23 protein-coding genes and 1 pseudogene are annotated in these 21,483 nt (G+C 49.1%); 9 read left to right on the plus strand and 15 right to left on the minus strand.

From position 1 onward, the window contains the following. Positions 1-126: 126 nt before the first annotated feature. From ACFQ03_RS09035 to ACFQ03_RS09045, 3 genes are read right to left on the minus strand one after another with little or no spacing between them, the layout of a single operon-like run. Positions 127-942, minus strand: coding sequence for an NmrA family NAD(P)-binding protein (locus ACFQ03_RS09035; protein WP_379287589.1), 816 nt, complete (start codon positions 940-942; stop codon positions 127-129). Between the two features lie 12 nt (positions 943-954). Further along, positions 955-1,389 carry a MerR family transcriptional regulator gene (locus tag ACFQ03_RS09040; RefSeq protein ID WP_379287591.1) on the minus strand — a complete coding sequence of 145 codons (435 nt, stop codon included), beginning with the start codon at positions 1,387-1,389 and terminating at the stop codon, positions 955-957. A 58-nt stretch (positions 1,390-1,447) separates the two neighbouring features. Then, the gene (locus tag ACFQ03_RS09045; RefSeq protein ID WP_379287593.1) at positions 1,448-1,621 is read right to left on the minus strand and encodes a hypothetical protein; all 174 of its coding nucleotides are present in this window, start codon (positions 1,619-1,621) and stop codon (positions 1,448-1,450) included. 276 nt (positions 1,622-1,897) lie between these two features. On the opposite strand from ACFQ03_RS09045, the gene ACFQ03_RS09050 reads away from it, so the two are divergent. Both ACFQ03_RS09050 and ACFQ03_RS09055 read left to right on the plus strand, forming a co-directional pair. Beyond that, on the plus strand, positions 1,898-2,719 hold the full coding sequence (locus ACFQ03_RS09050; protein ID WP_379287595.1) for an alpha/beta fold hydrolase: 822 nt from the start codon (positions 1,898-1,900) through the stop codon (positions 2,717-2,719). Positions 2,720-2,727: 8 nt separating this feature from the next. Next, entirely contained in the window at positions 2,728-3,207 is a 480-nt protein-coding gene (locus tag ACFQ03_RS09055) for a GbsR/MarR family transcriptional regulator (protein ID WP_379287597.1), read from the plus strand. On the opposite strand, the gene ACFQ03_RS09060 is transcribed toward ACFQ03_RS09055, so the two are convergent. Both ACFQ03_RS09060 and ACFQ03_RS09065 read right to left on the minus strand, forming a co-directional pair. Continuing rightward, complete coding sequence (locus ACFQ03_RS09060; protein WP_260982237.1) at positions 3,204-3,692, minus strand: HPP family protein; 489 nt, start codon at positions 3,690-3,692, stop codon at positions 3,204-3,206. The two genes, ACFQ03_RS09055 and ACFQ03_RS09060, sit on opposite strands and share 4 nt — an antisense overlap. Positions 3,693-3,797: 105 nt before the next feature. Further along, positions 3,798-3,968 (minus strand): hypothetical protein, encoded by a 171-nt coding sequence (locus ACFQ03_RS09065; RefSeq protein ID WP_379287599.1) that lies wholly within the window; start codon positions 3,966-3,968, stop codon positions 3,798-3,800. A gap of 215 nt (positions 3,969-4,183) precedes the next feature. Here ACFQ03_RS09065 and ACFQ03_RS25895 point away from each other — a divergent pair. Next, positions 4,184-5,021 (plus strand): annotated as a pseudogene (locus ACFQ03_RS25895) (aminotransferase class I/II-fold pyridoxal phosphate-dependent enzyme); the annotation flags it as partial. A gap of 33 nt (positions 5,022-5,054) precedes the next feature. On the opposite strand, the gene ACFQ03_RS09080 reads toward ACFQ03_RS25895, so the two are convergent. Together ACFQ03_RS09080 and ACFQ03_RS09085 are read right to left on the minus strand one after the other, a co-directional pair. Next, positions 5,055-5,672: a CGNR zinc finger domain-containing protein gene (locus ACFQ03_RS09080; protein ID WP_144940796.1), complete on the minus strand. Its 618-nt coding sequence runs from the start codon at positions 5,670-5,672 to the stop codon at positions 5,055-5,057. Positions 5,673-5,949: 277 nt separating this feature from the next. Further along, positions 5,950-6,834 (minus strand): 5'-3' exonuclease, encoded by an 885-nt coding sequence (locus tag ACFQ03_RS09085; RefSeq protein ID WP_379287605.1) that lies wholly within the window; start codon positions 6,832-6,834, stop codon positions 5,950-5,952. A 298-nt stretch (positions 6,835-7,132) separates the two neighbouring features. On the opposite strand from ACFQ03_RS09085, the gene ACFQ03_RS09090 reads away from it, so the two are divergent. The 3 genes from ACFQ03_RS09090 to ACFQ03_RS09100 all read left to right on the plus strand — a co-directional run bounded on the left by ACFQ03_RS09090 (position 7,133) and on the right by ACFQ03_RS09100 (position 9,164). Further along, complete coding sequence (locus tag ACFQ03_RS09090) at positions 7,133-7,732, plus strand: DedA family protein (protein ID WP_186328477.1); 600 nt, start codon at positions 7,133-7,135, stop codon at positions 7,730-7,732. A gap of 25 nt (positions 7,733-7,757) precedes the next feature. Next, positions 7,758-8,390, plus strand: a complete 633-nt coding sequence (locus ACFQ03_RS09095; protein WP_144940788.1) for a DedA family protein — start codon at positions 7,758-7,760, stop codon at positions 8,388-8,390. Between the two features lie 243 nt (positions 8,391-8,633). Next, entirely contained in the window at positions 8,634-9,164 is a 531-nt protein-coding gene (locus tag ACFQ03_RS09100) for an AbrB/MazE/SpoVT family DNA-binding domain-containing protein (protein ID WP_260982210.1), read from the plus strand. Positions 9,165-9,339: 175 nt separating this feature from the next. Here the strand turns inward: ACFQ03_RS09100 and ACFQ03_RS09105 are convergent, their stop codons facing one another. From ACFQ03_RS09105 to ACFQ03_RS09120, 4 genes are all read right to left on the minus strand, one after another. Then, positions 9,340-10,572, minus strand: coding sequence for an N-acetylmuramoyl-L-alanine amidase (locus tag ACFQ03_RS09105; RefSeq protein WP_144940785.1), 1,233 nt, complete (start codon positions 10,570-10,572; stop codon positions 9,340-9,342). Between the two features lie 223 nt (positions 10,573-10,795). Beyond that, the gene (locus tag ACFQ03_RS09110; protein WP_379287609.1) at positions 10,796-12,310 is read right to left on the minus strand and encodes a sulfatase family protein; all 1,515 of its coding nucleotides are present in this window, start codon (positions 12,308-12,310) and stop codon (positions 10,796-10,798) included. 402 nt (positions 12,311-12,712) lie between these two features. Then, entirely contained in the window at positions 12,713-13,072 is a 360-nt protein-coding gene (locus ACFQ03_RS09115) for a Lin0512 family protein (protein ID WP_144940779.1), read from the minus strand. A gap of 56 nt (positions 13,073-13,128) precedes the next feature. After that, positions 13,129-14,949 (minus strand): adenine deaminase, encoded by a 1,821-nt coding sequence (locus ACFQ03_RS09120; RefSeq protein WP_379287611.1) that lies wholly within the window; start codon positions 14,947-14,949, stop codon positions 13,129-13,131. A gap of 256 nt (positions 14,950-15,205) precedes the next feature. Between ACFQ03_RS09120 and ACFQ03_RS09125 the strand changes: the two genes are divergently transcribed. After that, complete coding sequence (locus ACFQ03_RS09125; protein WP_379287613.1) at positions 15,206-15,535, plus strand: DUF2642 domain-containing protein; 330 nt, start codon at positions 15,206-15,208, stop codon at positions 15,533-15,535. Positions 15,536-15,645: 110 nt separating this feature from the next. Here ACFQ03_RS09125 and pdxT read toward each other — a convergent pair whose 3' ends face one another. Together pdxT and pdxS are read right to left on the minus strand one after the other, a co-directional pair. Then, entirely contained in the window at positions 15,646-16,230 is a 585-nt protein-coding gene (pdxT, locus tag ACFQ03_RS09130) for a pyridoxal 5'-phosphate synthase glutaminase subunit PdxT (RefSeq protein WP_144940770.1), read from the minus strand. A 111-nt stretch (positions 16,231-16,341) separates the two neighbouring features. Continuing rightward, positions 16,342-17,226 carry a pyridoxal 5'-phosphate synthase lyase subunit PdxS gene (pdxS, locus tag ACFQ03_RS09135; RefSeq protein ID WP_144940767.1) on the minus strand — a complete coding sequence of 295 codons (885 nt, stop codon included), beginning with the start codon at positions 17,224-17,226 and terminating at the stop codon, positions 16,342-16,344. 302 nt (positions 17,227-17,528) lie between these two features. Between pdxS and pdxR the strand changes: the two genes are divergently transcribed. Both pdxR and speE read left to right on the plus strand, forming a co-directional pair. After that, positions 17,529-18,998, plus strand: a complete 1,470-nt coding sequence (gene pdxR, locus ACFQ03_RS09140) for a MocR-like pyridoxine biosynthesis transcription factor PdxR (RefSeq protein WP_144940764.1) — start codon at positions 17,529-17,531, stop codon at positions 18,996-18,998. A gap of 181 nt (positions 18,999-19,179) precedes the next feature. Next, positions 19,180-20,058, plus strand: a complete 879-nt coding sequence (gene speE, locus ACFQ03_RS09145) for a polyamine aminopropyltransferase (RefSeq protein ID WP_144940761.1) — start codon at positions 19,180-19,182, stop codon at positions 20,056-20,058. Positions 20,059-20,175: 117 nt separating this feature from the next. On the opposite strand, the gene ACFQ03_RS09150 is transcribed toward speE, so the two are convergent. Both ACFQ03_RS09150 and ACFQ03_RS09155 read right to left on the minus strand, forming a co-directional pair. Next, the gene (locus ACFQ03_RS09150) at positions 20,176-21,057 is read right to left on the minus strand and encodes a M15 family metallopeptidase (protein ID WP_144940758.1); all 882 of its coding nucleotides are present in this window, start codon (positions 21,055-21,057) and stop codon (positions 20,176-20,178) included. Positions 21,058-21,146: 89 nt separating this feature from the next. After that, positions 21,147-21,284 carry a hypothetical protein gene (locus ACFQ03_RS09155; protein ID WP_186328475.1) on the minus strand — a complete coding sequence of 46 codons (138 nt, stop codon included), beginning with the start codon at positions 21,282-21,284 and terminating at the stop codon, positions 21,147-21,149. Positions 21,285-21,483: the final 199 nt, after the last annotated feature.

Here is a 21,483-nt window from a genome sequence, read left to right on the forward strand (position 1 = left end):
AGGCACGAACAATAAGTGTATTTCCCCGAAAGAGTATCGAAAAGCTCGGACGAAATTTAATGGTCTCTGCAGTTACGAACAAAAGTTGCCGAGAAGAGTCAGCAGCTTGGCTTGGCAAATTCATTGTTATATAAATAAATCTGCATTTTCCTTAACCCACGCTGCGAATGTGTAAGGTTGGAGTCCCGTTACTTCCTTGACGGTCGGCAAAACCGTACTGGCCGATTCAGGCGGATTCAGGTGCCAACTGATTACGTAATCAATTGCTTCTTCCTCTACCCCCATTCTTCTCATCTGTTCGCGTTCTTCTTCTTCGGAGCTCTCGATAAACTGAATTTCTCGTCCGATAACCTCGCCGATGATCCGCACCTTATCTTGAACCGACAAACTTTCCGGCCCTGTTAATGTGTAAATTTTACCTGCGTGGCCATCCTCGGTTAACGCAACCGACGCGACTCTGCCAATATCCGCCTCATGAACAGGAGCAATTCGCGATCCGCCGAATAGATCACGCACAACCCCTTCGGAACGTATGGCGTCCGCCCATTTTCTTGCATTTGCCATAAACTCGAAGGCTTGAAGCTGCGTCCACTCCAGACCGCTTGCCTCAACTGCCCGTTCAAAAGGGCCTTTCTCCCCATTCCATAGAACGGTAACCCTTCGCACCCCGGCTCTCTCGGCAAGTTCAACGATTTCAGGCCCCGTCTGTAACGGAGTATATTCGGCGCCTGTTGTAATCAAGTGAATGCCGCTTACGTCCGCCAGCGCAGAACCTAACGTACTTGGATCGCTTAAATCACCTGTAACAACCTCTACACCTTTCGGAAGATTGGCTTTCAACGGATTACGTGTCAATGCACGTACCTTATGCCCCTTTTGAATAAGTTGGTCCACGACATGCCGCCCTACGGTTCCCGTTGCCCCAGTAACTAATATCGTCATTTACTTACCTCCTCATCGTTGTTGTATCATCTGATTGATTTTGTCAGACAATCTATGCTTCGCTTCGGTTAATGCAGCGATTTGTCGGTTTACCTCTTCCATCCTTGACTGGTACAAATGCAATAATTCCTCGCAATAAACGTCCTTTTCTTTATGCGCTTGTTGTTCAGGATATTTGCAGAAGATGATGTCGCGAATTTGGTCAGTTGTCAGGCCTAATCCTAGATAAAGTTGAATAGTGTTAATGGATTCGATCACCCCTTCGTCATATTCTCTGTAATTGTTTTCCCGACGAGAGGCTTTAATCAGTCCTTTTTCCTCATAATAACGAATCGAACGGGCACTCACGCCTGTTATTTTTCTTACCTTTCCTATTTTCAGAACAATCACCTCACAGAAAGGGAATTCTAACCTTATTATAAAGTTTAACATTAGTGTAAAGGTCAAGGATGAAATTCCAAATACTCTTGCCGCCCGCGACGACCGTTAACAGCGCTGCCAATACCTACAATGCCGAATCGTCGAAGATGCCGACCAATCCGATGAAATGAATGCCGACGATGAATGCTATCCAAGGCAACACGTAGTCACTTTGATTAAGAAGGTTGCGCCCACCGCCGCCAATAAGATCAATGATGATCGTATCAAGGTGTGTCTCGTGCACAACCATATCCGACAAGGCCGTGGGCGCTTCCCAATTACGTGTGCTGAGGTACACTTCCGCTAGACCAGACTAGCAGCGCGGCGCCGGATGACAGCCCGATCCACAGCTCCAATTATCGCGCGGTTCTTGGGCCCATCCGAACCAACAGAAGATGAACATCCTGAGAATGCCGCATACATCGTATAATCCCGTGTGGGCTCCTACTATCTCCCTTTGGCGATTTTATCTTTCAGTTATTTTAGTGTATACTAAAATTAATAAAACGACAAAATCCTAAAAAGAGATGATCGCATGGACATAGGCAATAATAAAGTGCTGAATAAGGATGGCTGTGATATCCACTACTGGATCTCTAAGCGCGGGAATTGCCCATGGCTCATATTTTTACACGGTGCCGGTGCCGACCATGAGATGTTTTCCGAACAAATAGCGGCAGTGAGTCACAATTTTAATATCTTGCTATGGGACGCAAGAGGCCATGGCCTGTCTAGGCCTATGGGGGAGCATTTCAGTATGACATTGGTCGTCGACGATCTAGCAACGATCATGAATAAAGAAGGCATCGAGAAAGCTACGTTTATCGGACAATCGATGGGCGGGAACGCGGCACAAGAATTCGCTTTTTATTTTCCGGACAGAGTAGAAAAGCTAGTGCTGATTGACTGCACATGCAACACGATGAAATTGTCTTGGCTAGAAACATTCTATTTGAATATAACTCCTATGTTAATCCGCTTGTATCCATGGGAACACTTGGTTCGTGAAAGTGTAAAAGCAAGTGCTCTAAAGCCAGACGTGCAAGCGTATCTAACAAAAACATTTAATCGAATAGGCAAAAAGGATTTTGTTACAATCTTTCTAGCAACCGCTTCATGTCTGCACTACGAGAAAGACTACCGAATCAATAAACCGCTCCTCCTCGTCTATGGCGAGAAGGATGAGACAGGCAATATTAAAAAAATCGCTGCAACGTGGGCATCTAACGAACCTTACTGTACACTTGTTGAAATCCCGCAGGCGAGTCATTGTTCCAATCAAGATAATCCTTCCGCATTTAACCAGGCACTTATTTCATTCTTGAGCGATCGGTCGATCGATGTTAGAGAGGAGTAGTTCTGATCATGCACACACAAGAATTCGAATTGGATGAAGCCAAGCTATTATTTATAGAGAAACTGGGCGTATATTACGAGGATTATGGCATTCCGCGAATCGGCGGTCGGATTTTAGGACTTATGCTTGTATCGGGCCAGCCGCTGACGGCGGAGCAGATTGCCACCCATCTGAAGGTTAGCAGAGGCAGTGTCTCGACCAACGTCAGACTGCTGGCGTCGGGGGGATTGATAGAGCGAATATCGGTAGTCGGGGAACGAATCGATTATTATGACGTTAGCGAATCGATCTGGGAGCGCGCCATTCAGATGAGGATCGACGGGTTTCGAAGCCTGAGAAGAATCGTCGAACTCGGCGAGAAAGCGGCCGAGAACAACGCTTCTTCTGCTGCTAATCGAAACTTACTCGATATGCTTCAATGGGTCGATACGATGACCTCCTGCCATGAACAAGCATTGCTTCATTGGAAACAATTAAAAAGAAACTAATACCAAAAGGTAGGATACTTGCGATCGCGGTGCATGTTGTTAATGACGATCGCGAGGATTACAACCAGAACGGATCCGGTCAATACAGGGGTGAACAAGAACGACCAGCCGCTGCCTGCGAGTATGACTACGATGGGATCGGCGCCCGCAGGCGGATGTGTCGTTTTGGTCAGCATCATGGCCGCAATGGCGGTGCCCACCGCCAGCCCCGTAATCCACACGCCCTCGCCGAAGCTATGATAAAACAACAAGCCGACAAGAGTAGACACGAGATGTCCACCGATAATATTCCTAGGCTGCGAAAGCGGAGCGTCCCAGATTCCGAACGCCAGAACGCAGCTCGCCCCGAATGGTGCCATGATCCATACGACGGAGGTCATGTCGGTCAATAAGGACAGCAGGGCAATTGTAACCAATCCGCCCAAGAAGCCCATAAGCGCATTCTTCGGATTGACCTTTAACGGACTTGCTCCCGCACCCTTCATTTTGGTGAAATACGTTTTTATCAACTTCCCCATACTCCTTACCGTAAATTGGGAATTACCCTTCTTATATATAAGTTTCCATCTTCCCCTCCGCACTGACACTCCCTATAAAGAATGTATCGGCCACGGTATCCATTCCTGGTATTTGTCGTGGAGAACGTTGCTGCGTTGCGATACCCGTTCTGATCGAAATGCTCGCCGTTCCTCTCCGCGATAATTATGTTCTCCGGCCAGCTTTTGAACCGCCACTTCCTCAACGTGGCACACACCGCTCATCGTTTCACCTCCTCCTTTTAATATCTATAACTATTTTATGGGTATTATATAATGGTTTTATTAACATGTAAACACATATTTTGGGGGTTAATAAAGCTCCCCGAAAAAATCCAACATTTATGGTTGGTAACTTCCCCCTCAATTCATAAGATAAGTATCGAATGAGGCCCATAACCGCAATAAGAAACAATACAGCCCCGTCCCCGATTAGTAATGAGGGGGAGTTAAGCGAGATCATCGATTTCTCCTCCGGTCTTCCGGACCCTGTCGTATTTCTGTATCAGGAATTTCAACATTGCATAAACAAAGCGATTGATACTTACAAGCATCAGTTATTCACTTACGGGGATTCCTATGGATTAGTAAAGCTGCGACGGACACTCGCCTCCCATCTAGCAGGAGATCAAATATTTGCTCCACAGGAGGAACGCAGGGCGATCTCGCGTTTGGCCAGTAAGTATAACGTCTATGTCGTAGAGGATGACTACATGGCCGATTTGGGCATTGAGCGTTCTTTCGAGCCGATTTATTCTTACAACCAAACTTCACACGTCATTTACTTGAAGAGTTTTTCGAAGATTATTTTTCCCGGTCTGCGATTAGGCGCTATGGTGCTCCCAGAAGCGTTGGTAGATACAATACCGCATGATTCGGCGATACGCCGGCACATCGCTCTTGTCTCAAGCCGCTCTCGAAATCTACATGAACAATGGCATGTTCGAATGGCATAAGAATCGGATAGCGAGCCGATATGCGGAGCGTATCCGAATCCTGAATGCGGCTCTCCAACAGCATAATGCACAAGGCTGGGTCGAGACTCCCGACATCCGCTCCGGAATCTACGCCCAGTTCAAAATACCGCTAACCGTCAACCTAGAACGTCTTATCGAAAAACTTGCGGAGAAAAACATTCGTGTCAGAAGCGGAAAGCAATTTTACTTGTCGAATTATTTGGATCGGGAGAAGTTTCTTAGGATTAGCGTCTCCAGAGCAATATCCGAACAGATTAACGAAGGGATCAAGGAAATCATCGAGGAAGTGCGAAGAGCTTAACATAACAAAAAGCCCGGATCCGCATCCGGGCTTTCACATCCTGTTCTTTTCCTCTCGTTTCTTGCGTTCCAAATAGGCTGCCACTTTCATCCGGTTGCCGCACGTCTTCTGGCTGCACCAGCGGCGGGTATTATTCTTGCTGTTATCGTAGAAATATAACACGCAGTCGGGATTCCCGCATTTCTTAACCAAACCGAGGTCAACATTCACAAGCAAATCAACAGCGGCTTCCGCGACGGGGATCAACAGGTCGACCGGATGCCGAAGTTCAGTGTGACGTATTGATGCAAAACGGCGATGATGCTGGACAAGCCTTACTGTAACGGCCTTACCCCTAAGAATACGGTTAACGCGCTCCATATCCTCGTCGGCGGCATCCTCTCCCTGCATCCCCTGCCTGACCAGCGTCCGTATGCCTGTGCGCAGTTCTACGGCTTCCTGAACTAATGTATTTCCTTCCCTCCACATTGCATTAACGGCATTCATCTGCTCAGCGGTCAAGGAACCTGCTTGAACAAGCCAGTTCAATACATCGTTCGACGTTTGCAGCAGGTCTACGAGGTTGCCTGCGGATACAACCTTCGTATTCAGAAAATCCAATGCCAGGTGATTCCCTATAAAGTAAAAAGATGGAGCAATTATCTTGGGCATCCTCCGAGCTCCTTATTGCTATTTTGCTCACATTATACCCTATTCGATTCGATTGGCCTAGTCTTGTCCAGAAAGCGAAGCTGTGACACTGCCGGAAAGTTTAGGGGACTGCCGGGAACCCGCTCACCGGCAATGATACAGAACAGCCCGATAAACGGGAAAGAGCACATTATAGTCTATCGAGTTAACTATACACCATGTCAGGTTTACGATTAGTGATGATAATGGAACTCCGTTAAATGCATGTATCTATAATAGGATTTTTCAGTAACCGTACTTAACCACTAGCTACCTCGCCTAATACCTTGACAAGACCGCCAAATTCCAACTCTTCAAATTTCCTTAAGGTTGCAGCATGACGCAGATCCCATATACAATCATCTAATTTACATTCTATGGGCACATCTAGTCGAATTCGAGCTAGTTCCCTTGAAAGATGCAGCATATCCAAGTTTTGTTCAATTTTCTTCTTGATACTTGCTGGAAGTTGTTCTAAACATTCGAGACAAGCTTCGACCGAACCATACTCATGCAACAGCTTAAGTGCAGTTTTTTCTCCAATTCCTTTGACTCCTGGGTAATTATCACTTGTATCACCCATAAACGCTTTTAAATCTACAACCTGTGAAGGAGTTAGCTTCTTCGCGGCAAACAGTGTTTCTAAATCATACACCGTATAATTAGATCGGCCCTTATTCATAATTACAACCTTAATCTGCTCTGTGATTAATTGAAGCATGTCATGGTCCCCGGTTAAAATAAACACTTCGGATTCATGTTGAAGTTTGTTTGACAATGTGCCGATACAATCATCCGCTTCGTACCCGGTTAGTCCAAAATTCGGCACGCCCATTTCGGCCACTACTTCTTTGACCAGATCAAATTGCGGTAAAAGCTCAAGTGGAGCTTCCAAACGATTTTTTTTGTATTCGCTATAGCTTTCTGTACGAAACGTACTGCTCCCCATATCCCAACAGCAAATGACATGCGATGGGTTAAATTTATGAATCGCATCAAAAAAGTATTGAACAAATCCATAAACCGCGTTGGTAGGTAATCCATCACTTGTTTTACGTATGTAGCCGGAATAAGAAGTCGCATAGAAGGCTCTAAAAAGAAGAGCCATACCATCGACCAAAAGCACTTTATTTTGAGATTGCAACCTGGTCCACTCCGTTCTTAATAGATATTGCGTCTCTATCCTAATCTTTGTTAATAGATTATAACATAGAATAGAATGGCCGTATCGGCCTAGTTGAAGGGTGTATATCCCCATAGTATAGGTGCAGCTGAAAGGACGTTTTCTCCTATGTTATGACACCATTTGCTATGGTTCCCGTATTACAGTATTGTAAGATAAATGATAGATAAATGAATAGGACGATAGATTTAGTCCTGTTATAATAGATATCCGGATAGAGCGGAAACCGTTCAGCGCTAATGACGAGGAGATGGATGGATTGCAGGACTGGTTGCTGAATTTTATACTGATCTACGGTTATGCCGCCGTATTCGTTCTTCTCGTTCTCGGGATCGTCGGTCTTCCCATCCCGGACGAGCTGTTGATGATGTTTACCGGTTATTTGGCCTCCCGGGGACAGATGACCTTACTGACTGTTATGATCGTTTCCGTCTCCGGAAGTCTCGTCGGAATGCTGCTGTCCTACTGGCTCGGACGCCGATTCGGCTTGCCGCTCTTACATAAGCTGGGGCCGAGGCTGAGGCTGACCCCGGCACGCTTCGAACGGACCTCCCAGTGGTTCGAGCGATTCGGTCCGGCGATCGTTACGTTCGGCTATTTCTTTCCGGCTATAAGGCATTTAAGCGCCTATTTTGCGGGAATGCGTTCCTGGAATCCGTTGAAATTTTTCGGCTATGCCTTTCCCGGGGCTCTATTATGGGCATTTATATACGTTCGTCTCGGGTATTATTTCGGAGAAAACTGGAATACTTGTTTTGCTTATATTCGAACTTATATATGGATTCCTATCGGCATTATCGTTCTTATTTGTCTGATCGCGCTTTGGAGAAGCTACCGTAAGCAGAGACAGGATTTGTAGTTTGAAGAGGTGAATCGTCATAGATATGATCGCGCAGTGGTTCGAACAATACGGTTACTGGGTTCTGTTCATAGGCCTGCTGCTGGAGTACATTGCCCTTCCTTTCCCTGGCGAAACGACCATGACCTACGCAGGGTTCCTCAGCTACAGCGGCTACCTCAGCTGGCCTATCACCGTATTGGTTTCGGCCGCCGGAACAACGATAGGAATTTCGATTACTTATTGGATAGGTCGCCGGTTCGGAACAGCGTTCTTCGACAGGTTCGGGAAATACCTGCTCCTCCCCCCTGCCAAACTGCAGAAAGCGGGAGGATGGTTTAACAAACACGGCAACAAAATCATTTTTATAGCCTATTTTATTCCTGGCCTCCGCCACTTCACCGGATATTTTTCCGGAATTGTCAGGCTACCCTTCCGTACTTTCGCCTTATATGCCTATAGTGGGGCCTGCTTCTGGGTTCTTACGTTTCCGACTCTGGGTTACTGGCTGGGTCCCAACTGGGAGCTGTTGCATAAGCTGGCATCCCATCCGAAAATACGGATATTCCTGATTCTGGCCGCGGTCGTCGTCGTATCCGTCTGGTTGGGCATCAAATTTAGAAAGCAGTTGGCCGAACTGCTGTCGCAAACGGTTCGTTGGCTTAACCGCAAATTATAAGGGTCGATCATAAAATAACCCCAGGCAGGAGGGCAAAAATGCTTGGGGTTTTCCACATTTAAGCGATGGCGATCCGCAATTCATCCACATGCGATAGAAATCTGGATAAACCAGCTTGAAGCCATGTTTTCAGTGCAATATTTTTTTGAGTTTATTTTTTCTTCTATAGTAAAAAACTTCTATTTTCTGATATACTAAGGAAAAAATCAATCGAGTGAGGAATAAATGATGAGAGACACTGGTATGATTCGTGTGTTAGATAGTCTCGGCCGTATCGTCATCCCTACCGAAATCCGAATGACCCGAAACATTGAGCTGGGTGATCCGCTTGAATTTTTCATTTCCGATGACAACACGATCATCATGAGGAAGTACAAGTCTACCGAATGCAGCTTCTGCAGGGAATTAAACAGCATCGCTTATTATAAGGGGCAGTTTATTTGCGAGAGTTGCTTGACGGAATTAAAGCGCATACAGGAAACTTCCGAGAAGGCTTCCGTTCCTTCCAAGGACGAGATCTATGGGGTCATCGACGCGGCCAGAGAGGCACCGGAACATACGCTCCAAGAAGCGGAACAATTTGCAGCGGCAAGCCATCCGGAGACCGCTTCCTCTTCCACCCTTTCCTCCAAAAAAAGAAGCAAAAAATCGGAAGCGCTATACCGTTTGGGACAAGCTCTAAGCAACCATCCAGGGGCAACTCAGAAGCAGCTTGCCAAGCTGCTGGGTATCAGTCAGGGGCGGGTTAGTCAGCTCCTTAAAGAAATGAAATAACCGACACAGCCCCTATTCATCATTTATAGCAATTCCATTGCCTTGACCAAATATTAAGGGACTTCAAGCTTACCGGCAAATACCAAATGGCAGCCGGCTGATGAAGTCCCTTGTTGTGGTTTATCGAAATAAGCCTGCTAAGCTTGCTCTTCTCTATGAAATTTATTTAGAGGCATTAAGACTCGGGGCCGAAATATTCTTGCAGCCCTGCAACGATGGCTTTCGCTACTTTAAGCCGGTAACCTTTCGCCCGGACGACCTCTTCCTCATTCGGATTGGACAGGAAGCCCAGCTCCAATAAAACGGACGGATTAGAGTTATGCCGCAAAACATGGTAATCACCAAAACGGTCCCCGCCGTTCTTCATATCGGTCTCCGCCACAAGCTCCTTCTGCAGAGCCTTGGCCAACGGCTTGTCCTTCTTCTCGGAATGGTAGAAGCTGATGATTCCGCTGGAATCGGGCTTGGCCGAGTTATAATGGATACTGATGAACGCATCAGCGTTCTTGGCATGACTGATATCTACTCTGTCTGAGAGATCCAGGAACTGGTCTTTATCCCGGGTCAGATAGACTTTCGCTCCCGCAGCTCTTAACGATTCCGCAACGAGAAGTGCGGTTGATAGATTTAAATCCTTCTCAAGAGTACCGTGTTTGACTCCGATCGTCCCGGGCTGCGAGCCCCCATGTCCGGGATCAATAACGATTACCTTGTTCTTCAATCCGGGAATTTCAAAGACAGGTTTGTCAGGAATATTTCCTTCAACCGGCGGTGAAGAGGTCTCTGCCGTCTCCTTCTTGGCGGGAGCCTCCTTAAGAACAACGAATTCGCCGGACACCCATCCCTTCTGGCCGTCGCCGGTAATGACGTTGAGCCACTCTCCGGCTTGTCCGACAACCTCCAATTCGGAGGAATCCGGAAGCAGGTCGACAATGTCCGCCTCCAAGTCAGGTTCCTCTCTCAGACGCAGAGCATCCGCACTCACTATTCCGTATACTTTCCCGATAGTCTTCTTCTCCGTTGGTTTCGGCTCGGAGGCAGGCTTAGGATTATTCCCCTTCTCCTCTCTCTGTTCCTTCTCATTAGAGGTCTTCACGGGTTGCTCTTTAATCAGATAATGCGCGGCAACCCAACCCGGGCCGGATTCGAATTGAATTTCCGCCCATCCGTATTTCTCGCTGAGCACCTCCACCTCTGTTCCCTGCTTCAGACTCCCGATAATGGCGCCTTGCGCGGCGGGTTCCTCGCGGACATTCAGTGAGGTAGCATCAACAGTAGCTTTATACCCGTTCTCCTCCGCATAGGCGGGTTGTATGTATATAATCGATCCTATTATCCAGCATAGTAAAGTGGCGCAGAGCCACAGTGTCAAACGGCCATTCTGCATAGACCGATAAGTGCTTGTCATCAGAGGCCTCCCTTTCCATAAAATAATAGATTAGAAGCATGGAAGATTCCTCCTATTATGTCATTGTTCAGCCTCATCTGACAAGTATTTTGCGAGATTTTAAGACAAAAGTCCGAAACATTTCGTATCTAGACGGCAAAATTCGATCTATTTTTACACATTAGGCGGCCATGCGTTCGGCAAAAGCTTGATTGGCCTAGCCATGTGGAGCTATTCAGCCGGCTCAGGCTCCTCCCACCCGCGGCATCGGCATAGGCTCCTTCCCAAGCTCCGCCCAAATATATTTCAGCAGCAGCATAGATTTCAAATCGCGGGCATTCGGATCATCCCACAGATTTCGGATTTCGCCGGGGTCCTCCTGCAGGTCGAACAGCTCTCCATAGGTCTGATTATAATAAACGGTGATTTTGTATCTCTCGTCCACATACGTTTTCTGATGGATGGTCGTCGGTTCATGCCGGAATTCGCATAAGATATGATCTCTCGCCTGCTGCCGCTCTCCCAGCCACACGCCACGCTGATCCACTCCGGTCATGGTCCGCGGAATCGGGGCTCCTATAAAGCTTAGGAACGTCGGCGCCAGATCGACTAGCGATTGCATGGCGGCCGATTGCACCCCCGCCGGGACATGCCCCGGATAACGGACGATCAAAGGAACCTTGATCAAATCTTCGTAGTGGAACCCTCCCTTGGCCTGCAGCCCGTGCTGACCGAAGAAATGCCCGTGATCGGTCGTAAAGACGACTATCGTATTCTCCGCAAGTCCCAGTTCATCCAATTTGTCCAGGATCCGGCCGATATATTTGTCCATCATGCTGATCATTCCATAATAAGTGGCTACCAATTGCTTACGCTCCTGCTCGGAATCCAGCAGGTGGGAATGGTACCCATGGATGGGAAATCCCGTCTCCTTCCAGGCGCTGAAATCCGGATTTCTCTCCTGGGTCATCCGGAAATGCGGCGGATTCGCAAGATGCTCCCCCGGCACAGCCTGCGGGATAGTCAGATTATCCGGATCATACATGCGGTCCCATGGTTCCGGCACCAGATACGGCGGATGCGGATCGGGGAAGCTTGCCCACAGGAAGAAGGGGTCTCCGGCACGGTGATATTCCTCGAGCAGCGCATTAGTCCGTTCCGCAATCCACGTATTGTAGTGATACTTCTCAGGAATCGGCCAGGAATGGCGGATCGATATATCCATGCGTCCAACCGGGGGCGAGAAATACTCCCGCCAATCGCTGCAGCCCTGCTCCTCCATCCAAAGCGCGTAATGCTGTCCTACCAGATACTCATTCGTATGGTTACGTGCCAGCTCCACATGCTCGAATCCGTAAAACACATCATGGAAGTCCTTCCAAAATTCCAGGTCCTGCAAATAAGGATAGGATTCAAGGGAAGGAAATTCCTCCGTATTCTGCAGCTGCTGGAAATGCGCCTTGCCGATCAGCGCCGTCCTGTAACCGGCCGCCATCAGATCCTCCCCGACCGTATGGCGATCCTCCTGCAGCTTCGTTCCCAGTGTCCAGGCTCCATGCTGGCTGGGATAGCAGCCTGTAATAATAGACGCGCGTGTCGGCGTGCAGGTGGGATTGGGACAGTAAGCTCTCGTGTAGGTCGTCCCTTCCTTCACAAGCCGGTCAAGATTAGGTGTATGGATTTCCCGATTGAATGCCCCGATCGTGTTCCAATGCTGCTGATCGCTTGTAATGAGCAAGAGATTAGGCCTTGTCATCATTTCAACCCCCTTGGTTTGATTAAGTTCTATTGTAAAGGATCAAGGATGTTCAAGGAATGAAGAAATGTGAGCTTGATATGTCATTTTGTTAGGTTTCACATGTCGAAAAAACTCCTCCCCGCTTTTCCAGCGTGTTAAGTTTGCTCGGATTTTGCGGTTGCCCGGGAAATGTTGATCATGAATCGTACTGGCTTGGTGATGCAGCCTTGTGGAAGAGCGTTTACGTCGTCCGGTGAAAATGCCTCTCATGAAGCATCATTATAACTGATGATAGGGAAGGTATTGCCGGATTGGCCTCCAATAGGCAAAAAGCCATCCGACTAATCTGTCCGATGGCTGGCAACGGGGCTTCCCCTGACATTCAGAGGGTCCTCCCCATGAAGTGTATTCAATGCTTGTCGATCAGTAGCCTACCTCTACGGAGGCATTGACGATATATATCAGGTCATTCTTGTCATCTTTGTCCGGCAGAACGATGCCGCTTGACGTCACCATTCCGCCGTCGATCAGCTCCACCGTCACCTCGCCGTATGGAATGACCGCTTTAACCTGCTCCACATCCAGCAGCTCCTTGTCGCATGGAACAGCCAATTTAATGTGGACCTTCATTCGGTTCAAATCGTTATCCGGCAGGACAGAGCGAAGTCCCGGCATCGAGTTGCTGTGAATGGCATTCCGGACCGCACGGACTGCCGCATTGGTTATATCCTGGCCGTGCAGGTCGGCCCCCATCCCCAATTCGATAAAAAACAGCTTCTCCATCCGTTACCCTCTCCTTTACCAAGTAATATTAGTGAGGTGATGTGCCAATCACCGATTTATTCTTCCACGAACAACGGGACCTTCTTGAACCCTTCCTCGGTAGTCAAAATCAAGCCGATGTCCGACAGCCTCAGCTCGGGAACTACAATCAGCGCAAGGAGAGACAGCGTCATAAACGCATAGTTCATCGTGCAGCCCGCCTGTTTCAAAGCTTCCCCGATGGCCCGCGACTGCTCGGCGACTTCCTCGTAAGGGGCGTTGGACATAAGACCGGCCACAGGAAGCGGCAGCACGGTTTCACCATTTTCGGTCACCATGGCAATACCGCCCTGCACAGCCGCAACCGCGTTAGCCGCTTTGGCCATCAATTCGTCCGAGTTTCCGATGACCATCAAATTGTGACAGTCGTGGGCTACGGTCGTTGCAATAGCTGCCGGAACGTTAAAGCCTACGTTCGTCACCAGACCTAGAGCCTTATTGCCGTTAAGACCATGCCGTTCGATAACGGCCATCTTGCACAGGTCGCGGTCGGCATTCACCTGCAGTTTCCCATCCACGACAGGCACCGACAGTATTCGCTGCTTCGTATCGACATGATTCTCCCGGACTTCCATCACTCTGGCTTTCACTTCGCCGGAAGCAATCGGAGCTTGAATGACGAAATCTTCCGGCATCAGCTCACGGGACAGACGTACCGAACGAATGGCCTCTTCCGGATAGATGTATTCCGGCAGCTCAACCGTCATTCTTCCGTTCTCCGCAACGACTTGACCGGCGGCAATGGTCATCACAACGTTGATATCGGCCAAATTGCCATCCATCATAATGATATCGGCATAATTTCCCGGAGCGATCAAGCCCACATCGCGGGAAACACCGAACCGTTCCGCCGTATTGATCGTCACCATCTGTATGGCCGTGACAGGAGAAACTCCTTGCTGAATAGCATGGCGCACGACGAAATCGATATGTCCCTCATCCACCAAGGATTCCGGACTGCGGTCATCCGTTACGAGAATCATCCGCCGCGTATCGATTCCCTGCTCCGTATGAGCCTTAATCGTCGCTGCCACGTCATGCCAGGCTGATCCTCTCCTCATCTTCGCATACATGCCTAGACGAACACGCTGAACCACGTCCTCGGCGGTGACCGGCTCATGATCTCCGCTGATTCCGCTCGCCGCATAAGCCGATAATCTCCAATCGTTCACCGGCCATGTATAGTGGCCATCCGCCACCCGCCCTGCTCTAAGGGCTGCCTGAATTTCGCCGATCATCTTCTCGTCGCCGTAGACGACCCCCGGGAAATTCATCACTTCCCCCAGCGCGATCATATCGGGTCCCCAAGTGAAAGCCTCGGCCACCTCGTCCGGTCCGATGATGGCTCCGCTTGTCTCCAGCTCAGGGCCCGTAGACGGGACGCAGGATGCGACCTGCATATATGCAGCCAGAGGAGTCGTTCTGGCTTCATCCAGCATCATCTTCAAGCCTGGAAGTCCCAGGACGTTGGATATTTCGTGAGCGTCGAAAAAGCCTCCCGTCGTGCCTTTGACCAGCACCGCTCTGGCGAATTGGGTGGCCGTAATTTGGCTGCTTTCGATATGGCAGTGGCCGTCGAGAAAGCCCGGGGACACATAGCGCCCGGCAGCGTCAATCACACGGGTATTCTCCCCGATTAGATGGCTGGCGTCCCGGCCGACAAACGCGATTCTAGCCCCTTGAACCCCAATCGACATTCCTTCAACAATTTCTCCGGAAGCTACGCTCACCAGACGCGCATTCGTAATTACGAGTGAAGCCTTCTGATCCCCTCGCGCCGTTGCGACCAGATCCGGAACACAATCTGCCAACGGTGGTCTGTGAAATTGGTGTGTCATGCCCTATTATCTCCTTTAAACTTTATACTGAGGTTGAAATGCTCCGACTATATGTATATCCGGGGCGTACAGCACCCTCTTGTCCATTATATCGTTCGTGATGTTCGAAGGTAAAGCTAAGCGGTTATTTCTCATTGATCGTGGAATGTAGTGGATAAATCGAATAGAATACATCCATATTATGGAACCCGTCGCAGGCGTTTGTCATATAGTATTACTGTCTCAGAATGGATCTCTAAAGGAGTGTAACACCGGGATGAATTCATATTACAGTTATGTTCCCGCATGGCCGGCCAGGACAACGTCGCCCGCGGCTCCCCAGTTCGGCCTGGCTTGGAATACGTCCTCCGCCAACCGTTCCCCGGGAGACGGAGCTTCACATTCCCGGGAAACCAAGTATGTTGCCATCGTCAAACCGAAATTCATGGAGCATCTCAAAGAGTATCAAGGCAAAAAAATAACCGTGATGACTACGGGAGGCAAAGTGGAAGGAAAGCTGGATGGCGTCTTTATCGACCATCTGGCCTTGACGTCTCATGACAAAAAGTTCCATATCCTGTATCATCAAATCATCTATTTCGTATAAGCGCTCTGCAGCACCTTAGGAAGTGCATTGATTCTCGCACATTTCCATAAGCCAACAAGCCGAAAGTCCGGTTTCTTATTTGAGAATCCGGCTTTCGGCTCGAAGGCTTTCTACTTTTCGTTGGATATATAGCGCGAAACCATGTTTGCAAAATAGCGATGAACCCTTGTATCCGCAGTCAGCTCCGGATGGAACGAGGCGGCCAGCAAATGCTCCTGCTGCGCCATAACGATGGAGCCGTTAAAGGAGGCCAGCACCTCCACTTCCGCACCCGCTTCCTCTATAAGCGGTGCCCGGATGAATACGGCTTGAACATCCTCGCCGATCCGCTGTATAGGCAAAGTCGCTTCGAAGCTGTCCTTTTGCCGGCCGAAGGCGTTACGGGCCACCGTGATATCCATAAGCTGCAAATAGCTTTCCTGCTGGTCCTTGATGTTGGAGGCCAGGGAGATCATCCCCGCGCAAGTTCCGAAAATCGGTTTTTTCTGCTTCGAGAACTCCCGGATACGCTCAATAAATCCATATTCCTTCATTAAGCGGCCGATGGTTGTGCTCTCCCCTCCGGGAATGATCAGCCCGTCCACCCCATCCAGCTCCTCCGTTTTTTTAACGATGGCTCCCTCCACCTGTATTGACTTTAACATATTCAGGTGTTCGGCAACCGCACCCTGCAAAGCAAGAACGCCTATTTTCATCGACTTCCCACACCTTCTTACCACATTAAAAGTTCAAGTTTATTTGAGCATTAAGATGAATACCTTTCTAATTGACGTTCGTCTTCGAAGAGGCTCCGTTAGGAGCTTTTTTTACCAGCCTCTGTCCTGCATGCGTTGGGACGGCTCCAGCTTGTTGATTTCAATGCCCTTCATAGCTCCGCCCAAATTTTTGGACACATTGGCAATCAGCTCGAAATCTTCGTAATGTGTTGTCGCCTGAACAATCGCTTTGGCGAATTTTTCCGGATTTTCGGATTTGAATATTCCGGAGCCGACGAATACCCCGTCCGCACCCAGATGCATCATAAGGGCTGCATCTGAAGGCGTCGCCACACCACCGGCCGCGAAGTTGACTACAGGAAGCCGGCCATGTTCATGAACGTATAGAACCAAATCATACGGAGCGCTCAGGTTTTTGGCTTCGGCCATCAATTCATCCTTGGAAGCATTCTGAATCTTCCGGATTTGCGAGTTGATCAAACGCATGTGACGAACAGCTTCCACAATATTGCCCGTGCCAGGCTCCCCTTTGGTACGCATCATGGAAGCCCCTTCTCCTATTCTTCTCAATGCTTCACCGATATCCTTCGCCCCGCAGACGAAAGGAACTTTAAATTGTTTCTTATCGATATGAAACAAGTCATCGGCAGGAGTGAGCACTTCGCTTTCGTCAATATAATCGGCACCTAACGCTTCCAGCACTTTCGCTTCCACATAATGTCCGATTCGGCATTTTGCCATGACCGGAATCGTCACCGCGTTCATCACTTCTTCCAGAACGGTAGGATCTGCCATTCTGGCCACTCCGCCGGCCGCCCGGATGTCGGAGGGCACTCTTTCCAGAGCCATAACCGCGCAGGCTCCGGAAGCTTCGGCAATCTTGGCCTGCTCGGCATTCATAACGTCCATGATGACCCCGCCTTTTTGCATTTCGGCCATCCCTCTTTTAACTAAATCCGTTCCTGTTTGTACCATAGCACCCATCTCCTTAATGATATTAATAATTAATGATAATAAATATTACTTGCAAATATGGGGAACTCGACTTGCCCCACAACGACCGACCATGGATGATATAATTGCAGAATACGTTCACCTTCGTAACCCTCGGCACATTTCCAGCTTCATCCTTTTATCCGTTAAGCCTCGGGGTTGTCGAATCCCCCCTCCCATATTTATACAAGGATTGTTTCCTGGTGCTATTTTAGGTACGATGATATGTAACAGTCAATATCAATGTGTAACACTTTACTTGGATCAAGCAGGAGGGAAACACCTTGAGAATCGAATTGAACCGCAGCTCGCAGGTTCCGTTAGCCCGGCAAATCTATAGAGCGTTGTCCGATCGGATCTTATCCGGTTATTTTGCCAAAGGCACCCGTCTGCCTTCCGTCAGACAACTGACAAGGATGCTGCAGGTCAGCCCGGTCACCGTATCGCATGCTCTCGATCTGCTCGAAGCGGACAAGCTGATTACCCGCGTGCAGGGCAAGGGAACTTTTGTTTATGAGGCGGGGGAAGTTGAAGTTAAGAAGGAAGTGAGTAACAGTCCATTACAGTTCCCGGACTATTTGCACCGGTCCCAAGCCAAGCATTACAGTGAGAAGCCTGTAGCCATCAATTTCTCCCTGTCCGCAGTAGCTGCGGATTTGCTGCCGACCCGGGAGTTGGCGGAAAGCCTCCGGCATCTGGCGCAATACTATCCGGAAGTGCTCGCTCAATATGGCGAGATCCAGGGAGATCTGGAGCTGCGACAGGCGCTGTCATCTTATTTAATGAATGAACAAATTGCGGTCTCTCCCCAGGAAATATTGGTCACCAACGGGTCCCAGCAAGGGATCGATCTGGTGGCCCGGAGCTTTATCGGACCGGGAGACGTTGTCGTTACGGAAGAGCCGACCTATGCGGCCGCCATCGATGTTTTTCGCAGCCGCGGCGCTACCATACTGTCGGTTCCGATGGATGAGGAAGGAATGCGGATCGACCGCTTGACCGCCTTGACGGATGAGGTTACCCCCAAGCTGATCTATACGGTGCCAAGCTTTCAGAGCCCGACCGGCAAGGTCATGAGCTTGCGACGGCGCAAGCAGCTGCTGGGGCTGGCTGAAGATTTGAACTGTCTCGTCCTGGAGGATGATCCGTGGAGTGAAATCTATTACGACGAAACTCCTCCCCCCCATATTAAATCGATGGACCATAGCGGCCACGTCATTTATTTGAAGGGACTCAGCAAAATGCTGTCTCCAGGCTGCCGAATCGGCTTCCTGATCGCTTCCGTCAGCATTCTAAACCGGCTGATCACCGCCAAGACGAATGCGGACCTGGGCAACCCGCTGCTTAATCAGAAGGTGATTCTGCCCATTTTTCAATCCCGACAAATCACGCCTCTTCTAAAACAGCTGCGGGCCGCCCTCAAGCAAAGGCGCGACCTTGCCATCAAACTGCTAAAACAGCATGCTCCCCAAGGAGTAAGGTGGATCATTCCGCGCGGAGGTTTCAACCTGTGGTTAACACTCCCTCCGCAAGCCAATACGATTGAGCTGCTGGATGAGGCTGAGCGTCATCACCTGACTTTCCTTCCGGGATCGGCCTGTTATCCTAACGAAGTGGAATGGAATCACCTGAGAATCAGCTTCTCGCAGGTGAGCGAGGAGCAGTTGAGAACCGGATTAGTGGAGCTATGCTCTGCGATCGCCTCTTATTTGGCCGCGGCCGGGAGCCGCAAAGGGACGACTCCTTTATTTTAACGGCTTTCGTCTTTTTCCGGTTCTTTGAGGGCTGAGCAAGGAGTTTACGGCCTCCTTCTATCTATCATTAGTAGACCTGCTATAGCCGGATTAGGCATTATCCTGCCGATTCTGGTACAATGAATTCTAGTAGCTGGGTGAATCCTCCAGCTAACTATTATTTTTTTATAGGGGGTTGAAAATGGAACGGTTATCCATGTATCTTCATCAGGATAAAGGTGGACTCTGGTTGACCGAAAGCGAAAGAGACAATCTTAAACTCAATTACCGGATAAAAGAAGTGGTATTTGAACAACAGTCTCGTTTTCAGCATGTGATGATCCTGGATTGTTACGATTTCGGAAGAATGCTTGTGCTTGACGGAGCTGTGCAGACAACTTCGATGGATGGTCATATTTATAACGAAATGATCACCCACCTTCCTCTTACGCTGCATCCCGATCCGCGACGGGTGCTAATTATAGGCGGAGGAGATTGCGGTGCCGCGAGGGAAGCCTGCAAATACCGTCAAGTGGAACAATTGGATATGGTGGAGATTGACGAATTGGTCGTTCAGGCGTGCAAGGCCCATTTGCCGCAAGTGTCCGGCAATCTGTCCGATCCCCGGGTCAATTTCATCTATGCCGATGGAGTTGAATTCGTGAAGCAAGCGAAAGGAAAGTACGATGTCATCATCGTCGATTCCTCGGACCCGGTCGGGCCGGCGACCCAGCTCTTCGAGCTGGACTTCTACCGGAATCTCCATCATGCGCTGAAAGAGGACGGGATGATGGTTTGCCAAAGCCAGTCCCCGATCTTCCAGCCGGAAGTTATGGCACAGACCTTGGGCCGGATTGACAGCCTGTTCCCGCACACGCACATGTATTGGGCTGTAGTACCTACCTACCCAGGAGGTATGTGGAGCTTTACACTTGGCTCGAAACGTCCGGTCGACTTCGACCGATGCGCGAACTTCGACAAGGAAGCTACCTATGCCAACAAGGATGTGTTATCCGGCTGCTTCCAGCTTCCGCAATTTGTGAAAGCTCTTCTGGATGAGGAAAAATCCGTCCATATATAGGATGCTGCCATCCGTCGGTCTTTATGAAAAAAAAGGGAGAGAATGTTCTGATATTCTCTCCCTTCCATTTATGCAAGAAAACTAGCAGGCGGTTCCTGCTAGTTTTCTTAATCCGGTTTATTGATGGGCCGACACCAGTACCGCATCGTAATATTCTTCCAGCGTCAAATCTTTCTCGTAAATATCTTTGGCAATCTCTTTGCCGACATAACGGATATGCCACGGCTCATAGCTGTAGCCGGTAATCGATTCCTTCCCTTTCGGATAGCGGATAATAAATCCGTACTCGTGAGCATGCTCGGCCAGCCACTTGCCTTCCTTCATATCCGCGAAGCAATCCTCCGCCGCACATTTCCCGCTGCTGTCCGACACATCCATAGCCAGTCCCGTCTGGTGTTCACTATGCCCGGGAACCGCGCTAACCTTACGAGCCTCTTCCTCGCCTTGTTCCTTGACGTAACGGTTAAATAAAGATTTTTGATAATCATAAGACCGGTACCCGGAAACTCCGCCCAGATGAAGTCCGTCCTTTTTGGCCCCTTCGAATAATTCCTCCAGGGCTTCGGCTGCTTCTTTGCGCATCAGTCTTTTTTCCAGCTTTTCGCTAAAAATGAAATGAACATTCGGTTCTACCAGATCATCCGCCTTATAGCCGTCCGGAAGCTTATACTTCTTGTTGACCAGCACCGTCATCGCGTCGGGCTTTGCTACTACCTCTACGGCCTCATTCCCCGGATTGGTTCCAGTCCCCTGCTTTTCCCCAGATCCCGCATCCGGTGAAGAAGAAGGCGTAGTTTCCGGCTTCTTGTCGTCCGTTGGGACAGGCTCCGCAGACGGAGAAGGAGACGGACTTGGGGTGGTTTCTGCTTTAGGGGAAGAAGTGACCCCCGGCGTTTCAGCCGCCTGTCCCGGCGAGGAATCTCCGCAGGCAGACAACAGTGCAAGGGACCCGGAAAGGACTAGAGCTGTAGCAGCGACAGATAAGCGATTTTTTTTCATAATGAGCCTCCTATCCGATGGATTTCTTTGTCTTCCCATCTTTATTTGACACCTTTAACAAACAATGGTACCGGTCGACCTGACCGGACTTAATACATCGTACCTTGGCTGCCACCGACTTTGTTGAGCAGGGCAACAAGTTGAACCAGCACCCATTTAAGTTCCTGTAAATAGAATAAAGGAAGCCGCCTCTTGCCCATTCTACCTGTCCATATTCGTATTTTCAACTATTTCCTTCCTTTTTTTCTGGTGCTAATAGCCTGCGAATATCGGATCCGTCAACTAGAACCAGCGCGTTTCCACTTCCAATATCGGCCTTTAGCAATCAGCTAGCAGTCGTCATTCTAATATTATTTTTCCATGGAGACTAAACCGCCCGACTTCTTTGTGGTAATATATAAAAAGCTTCCTATTGAAGAAAACTCA

The sequence above is a fragment of the Paenibacillus residui genome (genome assembly GCF_042677205.1).
GTDB lineage: Bacteria > Bacillota > Bacilli > Paenibacillales > NBRC-103111 > Paenibacillus_L > Paenibacillus_L residui.